At 66.9% G+C, this 16,369-nt stretch carries 16 protein-coding genes and 1 tRNA gene; all 17 read right to left on the bottom strand.

Annotated elements, in window-relative coordinates; translation table 11 throughout:
• Positions 1-2: 2 nt before the first annotated feature.
• The 17 genes from MTBUT4_RS13060 to MTBUT4_RS12980 all read right to left on the bottom strand — a co-directional run bounded on the left by MTBUT4_RS13060 (position 3) and on the right by MTBUT4_RS12980 (position 16,185).
• The gene (locus tag MTBUT4_RS13060; protein WP_173980123.1) at positions 3-746 is read right to left on the bottom strand and encodes a biotin--[acetyl-CoA-carboxylase] ligase; all 744 of its coding nucleotides are present in this window, start codon (positions 744-746) and stop codon (positions 3-5) included.
• Positions 746-2,200 (bottom strand): NADH-quinone oxidoreductase subunit NuoN, encoded by a 1,455-nt coding sequence (gene nuoN, locus MTBUT4_RS13055; RefSeq protein ID WP_173980122.1) that lies wholly within the window; start codon positions 2,198-2,200, stop codon positions 746-748. Before nuoN ends, MTBUT4_RS13060 begins: the two co-directional genes overlap by 1 nt.
• Positions 2,201-2,214: 14 nt before the next feature.
• Positions 2,215-3,729 (bottom strand): NADH-quinone oxidoreductase subunit M, encoded by a 1,515-nt coding sequence (locus MTBUT4_RS13050; RefSeq protein WP_173980121.1) that lies wholly within the window; start codon positions 3,727-3,729, stop codon positions 2,215-2,217.
• 20 nt (positions 3,730-3,749) lie between these two features.
• Positions 3,750-5,681, bottom strand: a complete 1,932-nt coding sequence (nuoL, locus tag MTBUT4_RS13045) for an NADH-quinone oxidoreductase subunit L (RefSeq protein WP_173980120.1) — start codon at positions 5,679-5,681, stop codon at positions 3,750-3,752.
• A 7-nt stretch (positions 5,682-5,688) separates the two neighbouring features.
• Positions 5,689-6,000, bottom strand: a complete 312-nt coding sequence (nuoK, locus tag MTBUT4_RS13040; protein WP_173980119.1) for an NADH-quinone oxidoreductase subunit NuoK — start codon at positions 5,998-6,000, stop codon at positions 5,689-5,691.
• Complete coding sequence (locus MTBUT4_RS13035) at positions 6,000-6,611, bottom strand: NADH-quinone oxidoreductase subunit J (RefSeq protein ID WP_173980118.1); 612 nt, start codon at positions 6,609-6,611, stop codon at positions 6,000-6,002. The genes nuoK and MTBUT4_RS13035 overlap by 1 nt, the downstream gene beginning before the upstream one ends.
• A 14-nt stretch (positions 6,612-6,625) precedes the next feature.
• Positions 6,626-7,114, bottom strand: a complete 489-nt coding sequence (nuoI, locus tag MTBUT4_RS13030; protein ID WP_173980117.1) for an NADH-quinone oxidoreductase subunit NuoI — start codon at positions 7,112-7,114, stop codon at positions 6,626-6,628.
• A gap of 12 nt (positions 7,115-7,126) precedes the next feature.
• Entirely contained in the window at positions 7,127-8,158 is a 1,032-nt protein-coding gene (gene nuoH, locus MTBUT4_RS13025; RefSeq protein ID WP_173980174.1) for an NADH-quinone oxidoreductase subunit NuoH, read from the bottom strand.
• Between the two features lies 1 nt (position 8,159).
• The gene (nuoG, locus tag MTBUT4_RS13020) at positions 8,160-10,232 is read right to left on the bottom strand and encodes an NADH-quinone oxidoreductase subunit NuoG (protein ID WP_173980116.1); all 2,073 of its coding nucleotides are present in this window, start codon (positions 10,230-10,232) and stop codon (positions 8,160-8,162) included.
• 18 nt (positions 10,233-10,250) lie between these two features.
• Positions 10,251-11,528, bottom strand: coding sequence for an NADH-quinone oxidoreductase subunit NuoF (gene nuoF / locus MTBUT4_RS13015; RefSeq protein ID WP_173980115.1), 1,278 nt, complete (start codon positions 11,526-11,528; stop codon positions 10,251-10,253).
• Positions 11,528-12,130 carry an NADH-quinone oxidoreductase subunit NuoE gene (gene nuoE, locus MTBUT4_RS13010; RefSeq protein ID WP_173980114.1) on the bottom strand — a complete coding sequence of 201 codons (603 nt, stop codon included), beginning with the start codon at positions 12,128-12,130 and terminating at the stop codon, positions 11,528-11,530. The genes nuoF and nuoE overlap by 1 nt, the downstream gene beginning before the upstream one ends.
• Positions 12,127-13,305 carry an NADH-quinone oxidoreductase subunit D gene (locus MTBUT4_RS13005; protein WP_173980113.1) on the bottom strand — a complete coding sequence of 393 codons (1,179 nt, stop codon included), beginning with the start codon at positions 13,303-13,305 and terminating at the stop codon, positions 12,127-12,129. Before MTBUT4_RS13005 ends, nuoE begins: the two co-directional genes overlap by 4 nt.
• A 1-nt stretch (position 13,306) precedes the next feature.
• A complete protein-coding gene (locus MTBUT4_RS13000) occupies positions 13,307-13,915 on the bottom strand; it encodes an NADH-quinone oxidoreductase subunit C (RefSeq protein ID WP_173980112.1) in 609 nt (202 codons plus the stop codon).
• Between the two features lie 27 nt (positions 13,916-13,942).
• Positions 13,943-14,503, bottom strand: a complete 561-nt coding sequence (locus MTBUT4_RS12995) for an NADH-quinone oxidoreductase subunit B family protein (RefSeq protein WP_173980111.1) — start codon at positions 14,501-14,503, stop codon at positions 13,943-13,945.
• Positions 14,494-14,859, bottom strand: a complete 366-nt coding sequence (locus tag MTBUT4_RS12990) for an NADH-quinone oxidoreductase subunit A (RefSeq protein ID WP_173980110.1) — start codon at positions 14,857-14,859, stop codon at positions 14,494-14,496. Before MTBUT4_RS12990 ends, MTBUT4_RS12995 begins: the two co-directional genes overlap by 10 nt.
• Before the next feature lie 478 nt (positions 14,860-15,337).
• Positions 15,338-15,412, bottom strand: a tRNA-Val gene (locus MTBUT4_RS12985).
• 500 nt (positions 15,413-15,912) lie between these two features.
• Positions 15,913-16,185 (bottom strand): HU family DNA-binding protein, encoded by a 273-nt coding sequence (locus tag MTBUT4_RS12980; RefSeq protein ID WP_173980109.1) that lies wholly within the window; start codon positions 16,183-16,185, stop codon positions 15,913-15,915.
• Positions 16,186-16,369 lie beyond the last annotated feature (184 nt).

Below are 16,369 nucleotides of genomic sequence, written 5' to 3'. Positions count from 1 at the left end.
CGTCAGACCGGGGGAAAGAAGACGTCGCCGGCAAGGATGCGGCGGACACCGGTGCCGGGCTGATCCAAAAGCAGAGCGCCGTCGCCGTCAAGTCCGGCAAACGCGCCGGTCAGCGTTTCGCCTTCCAGCCGCACCACCGTCGCCGCCCCGAGACCGCGGGCGCGGGCCAGCCAGGCATCGCGCACGGGGGCGAATCCTTCCGCCCGCCACTGCGCCAGGCGGGGGACGAAGGCGGCGCAGAAGGCGGCCAGAACGTCGCCGGCGTCGCCGCCATAGCCGAGATCGGCCAGCGCCGTGGCCGGATAGAGCATACCGTCGGGCGGCGGCGCGGCGGCGACGTCGATGCCCAGGCCCAGCACCAGCCAGCCCTCGCCCGCCGGCTCCAGCAGCATGCCGGCGCATTTGCGGCCCTCGGCCAGCACGTCGTTGGGCCACTTGGCGGCGAAGGCGCGGCCGGGCAGCAGCCCCGACAGCGCATCGACCAGCGCCACTGCCGCAACGAAGCCGGCCTGCGCCGCCTTGGCCAGATCGCCGCCGGTGGCCAGCACCAGGGAGCAGTGGAGATTGCCCGGCGGGCTGACCCAGACCCGGCCGCGGCGGCCGCGGCCGGCGCTCTGTTCGGCGGCGGCGACCACAAGGCAGTCGGCGGCGGCACCCGAAAGTGCCCGCCGCCGCGCTTCGTCGTTGGTGCTGTCGATGCCGTCCAGCCAGACCAGGCTGAACGGCGCCGGCAAAAGGGGGGGCATCACTGCGGGAACAGCACCGACGCGGCCGCCTTGGCGCTGGTCAGCAGCGGCCCGGGCAAGAAGGTGAACAGCAGCACCACCGCGGTCGACAGCGCCATCACCATGCCCATGGCGCGGCCGGAGACCCGTTCGAACGGCTCGATGGCCTCGTCGAAGTACATGATCTTGATGATGCGCAGATAGTAGAAGGCGCTCACCACGCTGGTCAGCACGCCGATGATGGCCAGGGTGAACAGCCCGGCATCGACCGCCGCCTTGAACACGTAGAACTTGCCCCAGAAACCGGCCAGCGGCGGGATGCCGGCCATGGAGAACATCAGCGCCGCCATGGTCAGCGCCATCAGGGGATGGGTGCGGGACAGGCCGGCAAGGTCGTCGATGCCCTCGACCATGCGGCCCTTGGAGCGCATGCACAGGATGACGGCGAAGGTGCCGACGTTCATGAACAGGTAGATGGCGAGATAGACCAGCACGCCCTGGACGCCGTCGGCGGTGCCCGCCGCCAGGCCGACCAGCACGAAGCCGACATGGCCGATGGAGCTGTAGGCCATCAGGCGCTTGATGTTGGTCTGCACGATGGCGGCGAAGGCGCCGACGAACATGGACAGGATGGCGATGAAGGTGATGACCTGGCGCCACTGATCGACCAGATCGCCGAAGGGCCCGACCATCACCCGGGTGAACAGCACCAGCGCGGCGATCTTGGGCGCCACCGCGAAGAACGAGGTGACCGGGGTCGGCGCCCCCTCGTAGACGTCGGGGGTCCACATGTGGAACGGCACCGCCGAGATCTTGAAGGCCAGGCCGGCGATGATGAACACCAGCCCGGCGATGAAGCCGAGATGGGGCGCCGCCGGATGGTCGCCGCCGAAGATGCGCGGCAGCACCTCGAACGAGGTCGAGCCCGAGAAGCCGTAGACCAGCGAGACGCCGTAGAGCAGCATGCCCGAGGCCAGCGAGCCCAGCACGAAGTACTTGAGGCCCGCCTCGGTCGCCCGCACGCTGTCGCGGTTGTAGGCGGCCAGCACGTAGAGCGACAGGGACTGCAGCTCGAGGCCCAGGTAGAGGGCGATGAAGTCGTTGGCCGAGATCATCATCATCATGCCCACGGTGGCGAACAGGATGAGGATGGGATACTCGAAGCGGCCCAGCTTCTCGCGCTCCAGGAACGACACGCTCATGGCCGCCGTCAGGGCCGAGCCCACCAGCACCATCAGCTTGGCGAAGACGGCGAAGGAATCCATCACGAACATGCCGCCGAAGGTGGTCTGGCGCTCGTCGCCGCCCACCGCCCACACCAGCACCGCCGCCGCCACCATGGCCATGATCGCCAGGCTGGTGGTGGAGCCGAAGCCCTCGTCCTTGCGGAACACGCCGGCCATCAGCAGCGCCATGGCCGCCAGCACCAGGAACAGCTCGGGCAGGACGGGGATCAGGTCGAAGGTCTCGCTCATGTCCGCATCCCCCTTTAGCGCGCCGCCACGGAAAGGCCGTCGGCGGCCGCCCGCGCCAGTTCGAAATTGTCGATCAGCTTGGCCACCGAGGCATGCATCGGATCAAGGAAGGTGGGCGGATAGACGCCCATCCAGATGACGATGGCGATCAGCGGCGCGAACATCGCCACCTCACGCGGCGAGAGGTCCAGGATCGCCTTCAGGTCGTCGCGGGTGATCTTGCCGAACACCACGCGGCGGTACAGGTACAGCATGTAGGCCGCGCCCAGCACCAGGCCGGTGGCGGCGAACAGCGCCACCCAGGTGTTGACCTGGAACACCCCCAGCAGCACCAGGAACTCGCCGACGAAGCCCGAGGTGCCGGGCAGGCCGACCGAGGCCATGGTCATGATCATGAACACCAGCGCGTATTTCGGCATGCGCTGGGCCAGGCCGCCGTAGCGCGAGATCTCGCGGGTGTGCATGCGGTCGTAGACGACGCCGACGCACAGGAACAACGCCCCCGACACCACGCCGTGCGACAGCATCTGGAAGATGGCGCCCTCCACACCCTGGGGCGTCATGGAGAAGATGCCGATGGTGACGAAGCCCATATGCGCCACCGAGGAATAGGCGATCAGCTTCTTCATGTCCTCCTGCACCAGGGCCACCAGCGAGGTGTAGATCACCGCCACGATGGACAGGGTGTAGACCAGCGGCGTGAAATACTCGCTGGCGAACGGGAACATGGGCACCGAGAACCGCAGGAAGCCGTAGGCGCCCATCTTCAGCAGCACGCCGGCCAGGATCACCGAACCCGCGGTGGGCGCCTCGACGTGGGCGTCCGGCAGCCAGGTGTGCACCGGCCACATGGGAACCTTGACCGCGAACGAGGCGAAGAACGCCAGCCACAGCCACAGCTGCATGCCCTGCGGGAACGAATGGGCCATCAGCGTCGGGATGTCGGTGGTGTCGGCCTGGAAGTACATGGCCAGCAGCGCGATCAGCATCAGCACCGAGCCGGCCAGGGTGTAGAGGAAGAACTTGAAGGCGGCATAGACCCGCCGCGCCCCGCCCCACACGCCGATGATGATGAACATCGGGATCAGCACGCCTTCGAAGAAGACGTAGAACAGCACCATGTCCAGCGCGCAGAACATGCCGACCATCATGGTTTCCAGCACCAGGAAGGAAACCATGTATTCCTTGACCCGGGTCTCCACCGCCCCGATGGAGGACAGGATGCAGATGGGGGTGAGGAAGGTGGACAGCAGCACGAACCACACCGAGATGCCGTCCACGCCCATGGTGTAGGCGATGTTGGTGCCGGGCAGCCAGGTGGTGCTTTCCTTGAGCTGCATCTCGGCCGAGGCGGCGTCGAAATTGCCCAGCACGAACAGCGACACGATGAAGGTGGCGACGGAGGTCAGCAGCGCCACGTTGCGGGCGTTGCGCGCCACCACCTGGGGCTCGCCCCGGATCGCCAGGATGAACAACGCGCCCACCAGCGGCAGGAACGTCGTCAGCGAGAGCAAAGGCCAGTCGGTCATGGTCTTCCCCGGGGGTTGGGTTAGCGCGCGTTGAACATGTACCAGGTGACGAACGCCGCCACCCCGATCAGCATGGCGAAGGCGTAATGGTACAGGAAGCCGGATTGCAGCCGGCCCACCTTGCGGGCGATCTCGCGGGTGGCGGCGGCGACGCCGTCCGGCCCGACACCGTCGATCAGCGCCCCGTCGCCGCCCTGCCAGAAGCCGCGGCCCAGCTTGAACGCCGGCTTGACGAACAGGTAGTCGTACAGCTCGTCGAAGTACCACTTGTTCAGCAGGAACAGGTACACGCCGTTGAACGAGCGGGCCAGCATGGCCGGGATCGACGGCGCCACCGCATACAGGATGTAGGCCAGCACGATGCCCGACACCGCCACCACGGTGGGCAGGATCGCCACCCAGCCGGGGATGTGGTGCAGGTTCTCCATGGTCTTGTGGGCGTCGATGTTGAGGATCGAGGCCCCCCAGAACTGCTGCTGGTCGTGGCCGACGAACATGTCGTAGCCGAGCCAGCCCGAGAACAGCGCGCCGGCCGCCAGCACCATCAGCGGCAGGATCATCACCGCCGGGCTTTCATGGACGTGCGCCATGACGTGCTCGTCGGCGCGCGGCTTGCCGTGGAAGGTCAGGATCAGCAGCCGCCAGGAATAGAAGGCGGTCAGGAAGGCGGCGCCGACGCCCAGCGCGTAGGCCAGCAGGCCGACGTTGGAATGGGCGGCGAAGGCGGCCTCCAGGATGGTGTCCTTGGAATAGTAGCCGGCGAAGAACGGGATGCCGGCCAGCGCAAGGCTGCCGATCCACATCAGCGCCCAGGTCACCTTGACGTGCTTCCAGATGCCGCCCATGCGGCGGATGTCCTGCTCGTCGCTCATGGCGTGGATCACCGAGCCGGCGCCCAGGAACAGCAGCGCCTTGAAGAAGGCGTGGGTCATCAGGTGGAAGATCGCCGCCTGATAGGCCGAGACGCCGATGGCGAAGAACATGTAGCCCAGCTGCGAGCAGGTGGAATAGGCGATGATCCGCTTGATGTCGTTCTGGACGCAGCCGACGGTGGCGGCGAAGAAGGCGGTGGCGGCGCCGACCAGGGTCACCACCATCAGCGCGGTGTCCGAGAACTCGAACAGCGGGCTCATGCGGGCGACCATGAAGACGCCGGCGGTGACCATGGTGGCGGCGTGGATCAGCGCCGAGACCGGGGTCGGGCCCTCCATGGCGTCGGGCAGCCAGGTGTGCAGGCCGAGCTGGGCCGACTTGCCCATGGCGCCGACGAACAGCAGCAGGCAGCAGATGGTCAGCGCGTCCCACTCGATGCCGAAGAAGCTGACGGTGGCCCCCACCTTGCCCGGCGCGGCGGCGAAGATGGCGTCGAAGGTGACGCTGTCGAACAGGAAGTAGATGCCGAAGATTCCCAGCGCGAAGCCGAAATCGCCGACACGGTTGACGATGAACGCCTTGATGGCGGCGGCCGAGGCCGACGGCTTCTCGTACCAGAAGCCGATCAGCAGGTACGAGGCGACGCCCACGCCCTCCCAACCGAAGAACAGCTGCACCAGGTTGTCGGCGGTCACCAGCATCAGCATGGCGAAGGTGAACAGCGACAGGTAGCTCATGAAGCGCGGGACCGAGGGGTCGTGGCTCATGTAGCCCACGGAATAGACGTGGACCATGAACGACACCCAGGTCACCACCACCACCATCACCGCGGTCAGGGTGTCGAACTTCAGCGCCCAGCCCACATCCATGGTGCCCGACTGGATCCAGGTCATCAGCGGGATGGTCACGGTGTTGTGGTCGATGGCCACCTGCTTGAAGATGACCGCCCCGCAGACCGCGGAGATGCCCAGCAGCAGGCAGGTGACCACTTGCGCCCCGCGGTCGCCGATGAAGCGGCCGAACAGGCCGGCGACGATCGAGCCCAGCAGCGGCAGGAAGATTGCGGCGACGTAAAGCATCGCTGGATTACCCCTTCAGCTGGCTGATTTCCTCGACCGCGATGGTGCCGCGGTTGCGGAAGAAGACGACGACGATGGCCAGGCCGATGGCCGCCTCGGCGGCGGCGACGGTCAGGATGAACATGGCGAAGACCTGGCCGACCAGGTCGTTCAGGTACGACGAGAAGGCCACCAGGTTGATGTTCACCGCCAGCAGCATCAGCTCGATGCTCATCATGATGATGATCACGTTCTTGCGGTTCAGGAAGATGCCGAACACCCCCAGGGTGAACAGGATCGCCGCCACCGTCAGGTAGTGGGAGAGACCGATCTCGAACATCAGATGCCTCCCCCCGAGGGAACCTTGCGGATCTCGACGCTGTCCTTGCCCGTGCGCGCGATCTGGTCGGCGATCTTCTGCTTGCGCACGCCGGGGCGCCGGCGCAGCGTCAGCATGATGGTGCCGATCATGGCGACCAGCAGGATCACCCCCGACGCCTGGAACAGATAGGCGTAGGTGGTGTAGAGCAGCCGCCCCAGGGCGTCGGTGTTGCTGACCTGGTCGGCGGTGGGCGCCGGCGCCATCACCAGCGCCTCGACGTCGGGGGCGAAGGTCCAGCCGCCGAACATCACCGCCAGTTCGACCAGCAGGATCAGGCCGATCACCGCGCCGGTGGGCAGGTACTGCAGCACGCCTTCCTTCAGCTTCACGAAGTTGATGTCCAGCATCATCACCACGAACAGGAACAGCACGGCCACCGCGCCGACATAGACCACCACCAGGACCATGGCGAGGAACTCGGCCCCCAGCAGCAGGAACAGCCCGGCGGCGTTGAAGAAGGTGAGGATCAGGAACAGCACCGAGTGGACCGGATTGCGCGAGGCGATGACCATCACCCCCGACGCCACCGCCAGGCCGGCGAACATGTAGAAGATCAGAGCGGCGATCATGCCATTCCCCCCGTTCACCGGTACGGCGCGTCGGCGGCGATGCGGGCGGCCAGCGAGGCCTCCCAGCGGTCGCCGTTGGCCAGCAGCTTGGCCTTGTTGTACATCAGCTCGGCCCGGGTCTCGGTGGCGAATTCCAGGTTCGGGCCTTCGACGATGGCATCCACCGGGCAGGCCTCCTGGCACAGGCCGCAATAGATGCACTTGGTCATGTCGATGTCGTAGCGCCGGGCACGGCGCGAGCCGTCGTCGCGGGTCTCGCCTTCGATGGTGATGGCCTGCGCCGGGCACACCGCCTCGCACAGCTTGCACGAGATGCAGCGTTCTTCGCCGTTGGGATAGCGGCGCAAGCAATGCTCGCCGCGGAAGCGCGGGCTCTGCGCCACCCGCTCGTGCGGATAGTTGATGGTGACGGACGGCTTGAACATGTAGCGGAACGTCAGCGCCAGCCCCTGGAACAGCTCGGCCAGCAGGAACGCCCTGGCGGTGCGGTCGAGAAACGACATACCCATCCCTCCTTAGCCCTGGCCCGGCAGCAAGCCGAAGGCGACCAGCACCCCCGACGTGGCCACCAGCCAGAACAGCGAGAACGGCAGGAACACCTTCCAGCCCAGGCGCATCAGCTGGTCGTAGCGGTAGCGCGGGAAGGTTGCGCGCACCCACAGGAAGACGAACAGCACGGCGCAGATCTTGAGGGCGAACCAGATCACGCCGGGGATCCAGTTGAACGGCGCCACGTCGATGGGCGGCAGCCAGCCACCCAGGAACAGGATGGTGGTGGTGGCGCTCATCAGGATCATGTTGGCGTATTCGCCCAGGAAGAACAGCGCGAAGGTCATCGCCGAATATTCGACGTTGTAGCCGGCCACCAGCTCGGATTCGGCCTCGGGAAGGTCGAAGGGGGCGCGGTTGGTCTCGGCCAGGGCCGAGATCAGGAAGATGAAGAACATCGGCAGGTGCGGGATGATGAACCACACGGTCTCCTTCTGCCGCAGCACGATGTCCGAGAGGTTCAGCGACCCCACGGTCAGCAGCACCGAGATCATCACGAAGCCGATGGACACCTCGTAGGACACCATCTGCGCCGCCGACCGCAGGCCGCCCAGGAAGGCGTATTTCGAATTGGACGCCCAGCCCGACATGATGATGCCGTACACGCCCAGGCTGGAGATGGCGAACAGATAGAGGATGCCGACATTGATGTCGGCCACCACCCACCCCTCGTCGAACGGGATCACCGCCCAGGCGACCATGGACAGGAAGAAGGTCAGCATGGGCGCGACGATGAACACCACCTTGCTGGAACCGGTGGGCAGCACCGTCTCCTTCAGGAACAGCTTGGCGCCGTCGGCGAAGGGCTGCAGCAGGCCGAACGGGCCAACCACGTTGGGCCCCTTGCGCAGCTGCATGGCGCCGATCACCTTGCGCTCGGCATAGGTCAGGTACGCCACGGCGACCAGCAGCGGCACGACGATGATCAGGATCTGGGCGACGATGACGACCAGACGCCAGAGTTCCGGGGGCAGCAGGCCCGCCAGCATGTCTACCATGTCAACCATGGGTCCCCGTCTTCTTGCCGTTGCAGCCGCAGCCCGCCCCGAACGCCGCCGTGCACTCCGCCATGGTCTTGGAGGCGCGGCTGATGGGATCGGTCTGATAGAAGTTGTCGATGGTCGAGGCCAGCGGCGCCGCGGCGACGTTGCCAGACGCGCCGAAAGTGCCCCAGGCGGCCGGCTTGACCACGCCCTCGGCGGCGAAGACCGGATGGGCGCCGGCCATGCGCTCGCGCAGCTGCTTCGGGGTGTCGAAGGCCAGCGGCTTGCCCAGCGCGTCGGACAGCGCCCGGATCACCCGCCAATCCTCCTTCGCCTCGCCGGGCGGGAACGCCGCCAGGCGGGTGCGCTGGACGCGGCCCTCGGTGTTGACGTAGGTGGCGTTCTTCTCGGTATAGGCGGCGCCCGGCAGCACCACGTCGGCGCGGTGCGCCCCGGCATCGCCGTGGCTGCCGAGATAGACCACGAACGCGTTGCCCAGGCCCTTCATGTCGATCTCGTCGGCGCCCACCAGGAACACCGCGGCGATCTCGCCCGACTGGGCGCCGGCCAGGATGCCGGCCACGTCACGCCCGCCGGCCTGCGGCACGAAGCCGAGGTCGAGGCCGCCGACCCGGGCGGCGGCGGTATGCAGCACGTTGAAGCCGTTCCAGCCCGTCTTCACGCACCCGGCCGCTTCGGCGACCTGGCGTGCGAGGCCCAGCAGCACGGCCCCGTCCTCGCGCGCCAGGGCCCCCTGACCGACGATGATCGCCGGCCGATCGGCGCCCTTCAGGACCTCCAGGAACGGATGCTTGCCGGCGGCCAGATCGGCCAGCACCGAAGCATTGTCGCCCAGCCACTCGTGCTTGAAATGGAGGTCGGCCTTGGGGCCGATCACCGCCGCCTTGAAGCCGCCCTTCAGCCAGCGCTTGCGCAGCCGCGCGTTCAGCACCGGCGCCTCGATGCGCGGGTTGGACCCGACGATCAGCAGCGCGTCGGCATCCTCGATGCCGGCGATGGTGGAATTGAACAGGTAGGAGGCGCGCACCGACGCGTCCAGCCGGGTGCCGTCCTGGCGGCAATCCAGGTTGGGCGAACCCAGCGCCGCCATCAGCTCCTTGACCGCGAACAGGGTCTCGCAATCGGCCTGGTCGCCGGCGATGGCGGCGATCTTCGTGCCGGCCATGCCCTTCACGTTGTCGGCGATGGCGGCGAAGGCCTCGCCCCACGAGGCGGGGACCAGCCGGCCCTCCTTGCGCACGAAGCAGCGGTCGAGGCGCTGGCGCTTCAGGCCGTCGCAGGCGAAGCGCGAGCGGTCCGAGATCCATTCCTCGTTGATGTCGTCGTTGACGCGGGGAAGGACGCGGATCACCTCGTTGCCGCGGGCATCGACGCGGATGGCCGAGCCCAGGGCGTCCATGACGTCCACCGATTCGGTCTTCTTCAGTTCCCAGGCCCGGTAGGTGTAGGCCGCCGGCTTGTTGGTCAGCGCCCCCACCGGGCAGAGGTCGATGAGGTTGCCCGACAGCTCCGACGACACCGCAGAGCCGACGTAGCGGCCCACTTCCATGTGCTCGGAGCGGCCCAGCCCGCCCAGCACCGGGGTGCCGGCGACCTCGGTGATGAAGCGGATGCAGCGGGTGCAGTGGATGCAGCGGGTCATCCAGGTCTGGATCAGCGGGCCGTAATCCTTGTCCTCGACCGAGCGCTTCTCTTCCTGATAGCGGCCACGATCGCCGCCATAGGTCATGGCCTGATCCTGCAGGTCGCACTCGCCGCCCTGGTCACAGATGGGGCAATCCAGCGGGTGGTTGATGAGCAGGAACTCCATCACCCCCTGGCGCGCCTTGCGGACGTTGGCGTTGTTGGTGTGGACCACCATCCCCTCGCCCACCGGCATGGCGCACGAGGCCACCGGCTTGGGCATCTTCTCGACCTCGACCAGGCACATGCGGCAATTGCCGGCGATGGCCAGGCGTTCGTGGTAGCAGAAGCGCGGGATCTCGATGCCCAGATGCTCGGCGGCCTGGAGGATGGTCGTCCCGGCCTCGACCTCGATCTCGCGTCCGTCGATAGTCAGTTTCGGCATGGTCGTCTCGGTGCTCCTCTAGGCCGCGCTCTGGGAACGCGCCTGGATCTTGGCTTCCATCAGCGGCCGGAAATGGCGGATCAGGCCCTGGATCGGCCACGCCGCGGCATCGGCCAGGGCGCAGATGGTATGGCCCTCGACCTGGCGGGTGACCTGCTCCAGCAGGTCGATCTCGTCGATCCTGGCATTGCCGGCGTCGATGCGCTCCATCAGCCGCCACATCCAGCCCGTGCCCTCGCGGCAGGGGGTGCACTGGCCGCAGGATTCATGCTTGTAGAAGCGCGACAGGCGGGTGATGGCGCGGACGATGTCGGTGGACTTGTCCATGACGATCACCGCCGCCGTGCCCAGGCCGGAGCGGACGTCGCGCAGGGCGTCGAAATCCATCAGCACGTCGTCGCAGGTTTCCTTGGGCAGCACCGGGACCGAGCAGCCGCCGGGGATGACCCCCAGCAGGTTGTTCCAGCCGCCGCGCACGCCGCCGGCATGCTTCTCGATGAGCTCCTTCAAGGGGATGCTCATCTCCTCTTCCACGTTGCACGGCTTGTTGACGTGGCCCGAGATGCAGAACAGCTTGGTGCCCGAGTTCTTCGGCCGGCCGAAGCCGGCGAACCACGAGGCGCCGCGGCGCATGATGGTCGGCACCACCGCGATGGATTCCACGTTGTTGACCGTGGTCGGGCAGCCGTACAGGCCGACGCCGGCCGGGAACGGCGGCTTCAGGCGGGGCTGGCCCTTCTTGCCTTCCAGGCTTTCGATCAGCGCCGATTCCTCGCCGCAGATATAGGCGCCCATGCCGCGATGGACGTAAAGGTCGAAGGCCCAGCCCGAGCCGCAGGCGTTGGCGCCGATCAGCCCGGCCGCGTAGGCCTGGTCGATGGCCGCCTGCAGGTGCTCGGCCTCGCGGTAGAATTCGCCGCGGATGTAGATGTAGCCGGCATGGGCGCCGACGGCGAAGCCGGCGATCAGGCAGCCCTCGACCAGCTTGTGCGGGTCGAACCGCATGATCTCGCGGTCCTTGCAGGTGCCGGGCTCGCCCTCGTCGGCGTTGACCACCAGGTAGTGCGGCCGCGCCCCTTCGGTCTTGGGCATGAACGACCACTTCATGCCGGTCGAGAAGCCGGCGCCGCCGCGGCCGCGCAGGCCCGAGTTCTTGACCTCCTCGACGATGGCGTCGCGGCCCCGTTCCAGGATGGCCTTGGTGCCGTCCCAGTCGCCGCGCGCCTGCGCGCCCTTGAGGCCCCAGTCATGCAGGCCGTAGAGGTTGGTGAAGATCCTGTCCTGGTCGCGCAGCATCAGCCCTTCTCCCCGGCAAAGGTGAGGTCCTTCAGCGTCGTCGGGCCGCCCTCGGGGGCCGAGAACTGGCGGCCGTTCTGTGGGCCGGGCTTCGGCGTCTCGCCCTGCTTGAACGCCTCGATGATCGCCTTGGCGGTCTCGGGCGTCAGGTCCTCGTAATAATCGTCGTTGATCTGCATCATCGGCGCGTTGACGCAGGCGCCCAGGCATTCCACCTCGGACAGGGTGAACCGGCCGTCCTCGGTGGTCTCGCCCCAGCCGATGCCCAGGCTTTCGCGCGCCGCCTCGGCGACGCCGTCGCAGCCCCGGAGCAGGCAGCAGATGTTGGTGCAGACCTGGACGTGGAACTGGCCGACCGGGTGCTGGTTGTACATGGTGTAGAAGGTCACCACCTCCTGCACCCGGATGGGGGCCATCTCCAGCATCTCGCCGATGTATTCGATCACCGGCAGACCGACCCAGCCGGCCTGGCGCTGGGCCAGATCGAGCAGCGGCATCACCGCGCTCTGCTGCCGGCCCGAGGGATAGCGGGCGATGATCTTCCTGGCCGCGTCCAGGTTCTCGGGGGTGAAGGCGAAATTGGTCATGTCTTCGTTGCTCATCGGTCGATCTCGCCGAAAACGATGTCGATGGAGCCGATGTTGGCGACCACGTCGGCCAGCATGTGACCCTTGCTCATCATGTCCAGGGCCTGCAGGTGGACGTAGCCCGGCGGCCGGATCTTGCAGCGGTAGGGCTTGTTGGTGCCGTCGGCGACCAGGTAGACGGCGAACTCGCCCTTGGGCGCCTCGACCGCGGCATAGGTCTCGCCTTCCGGCACGTGGAAGCCCTCGGTGAACAGCTTGAAGTGATGGATCAGCGCCTCCATGGAGCGCTTCATCTCGGCCCTGGGCGGCGGCGTCACCTTGCGGTCGTCGGCGCGCACCGCGCCGGCCGGCATCTCGCGGATACACTGCTTCATCATCTTGACGGACTCGCGCATCTCGACGATGCGGATCAGGTAGCGGTCGTAGCAATCGCCGTGCTTGCCCACCGGGATGTCGAAGTCCATGCGGTCATAGACCTCGTAGGGCTGCGCCTTGCGCAGGTCCCAGGCGATGCCCGAGGCACGCAGGTTGGGGCCGGTGAAGCCCCAGTCCAGCGCCTGCTCCGGCGACACCGTGCCGATATCGACGGTGCGCTGCTTGAAGATGCGGTTCTCGGTGACCAGGGTCTCGATGTCGTCGATGACCTTGGGGAACTGGTCGCACCAGGCATCGATGTCTTCCAGCAGGCCGGCGGGCACGTCCCAGGCGACGCCGCCGATGCGGAAGTAATTGGCGTGGAGCCGGGCGCCGCTGGCGCGCTCGTAGAACTCCATCAGCTTCTCGCGTTCCTCGAAGCCCCACAGCATGGGCGTCATGCCGCCGACGTCGAAGACGAAGGAGCAGACGTTCAGGATGTGGTTGAGGATGCGCCCCATCTCGCAATAGAGCACGCGGATGTACTGGCCGCGCAGCGGCACCTCCAGGCCCAGCAGCTTCTCGGCCGCCAGCACGAAGGCGTGCTCCTGGTTCATGGTGCCGACATAGTCCAGGCGGTCGAAATAGGGGATCGACTGCTGGTAGACCTTGTGCTCGATCAGCTTCTCGGTGCCGCGGTGGAGCAGGCCGATATGGGGATCGGCGCGCTCGACGCTTTCGCCCGACATCTCCAGGATCAGGCGCAGCACGCCGTGCGCGGCCGGATGCTGCGGGCCGAAATTGATGTTGTAGCTCTGGATCTTGGCTTCGGCCATGTCAGCCTCTCCCTTCCGCCTTCTCGTCGCCGGGCAGCGGGCCGGAGCCCTCCCACGGCGACAGGAAGTCGAAGCTGCGGTAATCCTGGGTCAGCTTCACCGGCTCGTAGACGCAGCGCTTCTGCTCCTCGTCGTAGCGCAGCTCGACATAGCCGGTGAGCGGGAAGTCCTTGCGCAGGGGATGCCCCTCGAAGCCGTAATCGGTGAGGATGCGGCGCAGATCCGGGTGGTCCGAGAAGACCACGCCGTACATGTCCCACACCTCGCGCTCGAACCAGCCGGCCGAGCTGAACACGCCCACCACCGAGGGGACCGGTGCGTCCTCGTCGGTGGCCACCTTCACCCGCACCCGCTGGTTATGCTTCAGCGACAGCAGGTGATAGACCACGTCGAAGCGCTGCTCGCGCGCCGGCCAGTCGACGCCGCAGACGTCCACCAGCTGCTTGAACAGGCAGTTGGCGTCGTCGCGCAGGAAGGTCAGCACCCGGACCACCGAGCCGGTTCGCACGGTGACGGACAATTCGCCAACCCGGTTCACCTCGGTGTCGAGCACATCGTTGGGCAGGGCGGCGGCGATATGGTCGCCCAGGTCCTTCAGCGCTTGCGTCATGGTGATGTGGCCGTCCCTGGTTGATGTCTAGCGCAGGATGGATCCGGTCCGCCGGATCTTCTTCTGCAGCTGGAGAATGCCGTACAGAAGCGCCTCGGCGGTCGGCGGGCAGCCGGGGACGTAGACGTCCACCGGCACGACGCGGTCGCAGCCGCGCACCACCGAGTAGGAATAGTGATAGTAGCCGCCGCCATTGGCGCACGAGCCCATGGAGATCACCCAGCGCGGCTCGGCCATCTGGTCGTAGACCCGCCGCAGCGCCGGGGCCATCTTGTTGGTCAGCGTGCCGGCCACGATCATCACGTCGGACTGGCGCGGGCTGGGGCGGAACACCACGCCGAAGCGGTCGAGGTCGTAGCGCGAGCAGCCGGCGTGGATCATCTCGACGGCGCAGCAGGCCAGGCCGAAGGTCATCGGCCACATGGATCCGGTGCGGGCCCAGTTGACCAGCTTGTCGACGCTGGCCAGCACGAAGCCCTTGTCCGCCATCTCGTCGCCGACCAGCTTCATGACCTGATCCTGGGCGGGACCAGGGGGCAGCGGCGAGGACGCCGCCGGCGTCACCAGTCCGGAGTTGGTCACTCCCATTCCAAGGCTCCCTTTCGCCATTCGTAGATGAAGCCGATGGTGAGCACACCCAGGAACACCATCATCGACCAGAAGCCGAACAGGCCGATCTTGCCCAGGCTGACCGCCCACGGGAACAGGAACGCCACCTCGAGGTCGAAGATGATGAACAGGATGGCGACGAGATAGAAGCGCACCTCGAACTTGGAGCGGGCGTCGCCGAAGGCGTCGAAGCCGCATTCATAGGCCGCGTTCTTCTCGGGGTCCGGCTTCTGGCGCCCGACCAGCCACGAGGCGCCGATCATCACCATGGATATGGCGACGGCGATGCCCAGGAAGATCAGGATCGGCAGATATTCGAGCAGCCAAGCTTCCATCGTCCCTGCCCTTCGTTCGCATCGGGCCCTTGAGCATCCCCGGCGCTCGGGTCCGGCTCGCTTCTCGAACGGCAGGCCACCAGTTCCAACGGAATATGGAAACGGGCCTGTCGGATTGAAAGCGGTGCCGAACGGCGAATGACCGGAGAGGGCCTCCTTGCAAGACACTAGCCTCTAGAGCCGCCCGCCGCCAGCCCGATTGCTTCCCAAGAAGCAACTTCCGGCAGCAACCGGCCCAACGTTCCGCCGCCGTCCGGCGCGACAGGGCTAGCCTGACAGCCACCCGGGCGGGTAGGCGTGGTGTAATCCAGGGCCACCGGGCTGTCAAGCGGACACCCCCTGCCCCGCCGCCTTTTTGCCATACTCCGGGAGGCAGCGCCCATCCCCGGACGGGGAGGCGCCGCCCACCCGTCGCACCGGCCGCACGGGTGTGCACCGCAACAGGGTAGCCGCCCCCGAGGGACGTCCCGGCCTGGACTGGTGGGCGGTGAGGGGTTCGAACCCCCGACCCTCTCGGTGTAAACGAGATGCTCTACCGCTGAGCTAACCGCCCGGGCCCCTTCCCCGTCATTGCCGGGCTTGACCCGGCAATCCAGGCCGCCGAACACACCCTGGACACCATGGACCCTCGGGTCAAGCCCACTTCTGTCCGGTTTATTTTTCGGAGAGCCTTCGGGAGCCCTTGGTGTCGGCCGCGTCCAGGGTGATGTTGGCGGAAGCGGACAGATTACCCTCGCCCGCCTGCGGGAGAGGGAGGGACCCGTCGCGCCAGCGACGGGAGGGAGAGGGCGCGCGCCGTCAGGTGCGCTTCGCGACAGCGAAAACCTCTGCGTTTTCAGGTCTTGGGCGCGTGGACACGCGCCGCCCTCACCCCGGCTCGCTGACGCTCGCCCCCCTCTCCCGCAGGCGGGCGAGGGGGCATGGGCCAGCCGAAAATTAAACCGGACAGCCATGGGTCAAGCCCGAGGGTGACGACCAGGGGGGGGCAAAAAAAGCAAGGCCGGCCGCGGAGCGCTCCTCCGCGGCCGGCCGCACAACCGGTAAAGGCGCCCCCTACTGCACCGAATCCTTCAGGCCCTTGCCGGCCTTGAACTTGGGCTGCTTGGAGGCCGGAATGGTGATCTTCGCGCCGGTGCGCGGATTGCGGCCTTCCGAGGCGGCGCGGCTGGCCACCGAGAAGGTGCCGAAGCCGACCAGGCGGACTTCGTCGCCACCCTTCAGCGCGCCGGAAATGGCATCGAAAACGCCGTCGATGGCTTTGGCGGCGTCGGACTTGGTGAGGCCGGTGCTGCTGGCAACCGCCGTCACGAGATCGTTCTTGTTCACCTGATAGCCCCCTTCGCTAGACCCATTGGTAGAGGGGACCCGCGTCCCCTGCGAAAATAGACGGGGCGCAGTCTAAAACGGAGGGCAGCCCCGGTCAATCGGCAATGCCGCCGAAGGTCAGGGAATCCGCCATTTTCTTGCCATTGCAGGGAATGCCGCAGGGTGTGCACCGCACACCCCGCCG

It is taken from the genome of Magnetospirillum sp. UT-4 (assembly GCF_902729435.1).
Taxonomy (GTDB): domain Bacteria; phylum Pseudomonadota; class Alphaproteobacteria; order Rhodospirillales; family Magnetospirillaceae; genus Magnetospirillum.
Note: the sequence above shows the minus strand (reverse complement) of the source record. Positions and strands in the feature narration are given on the sequence as shown.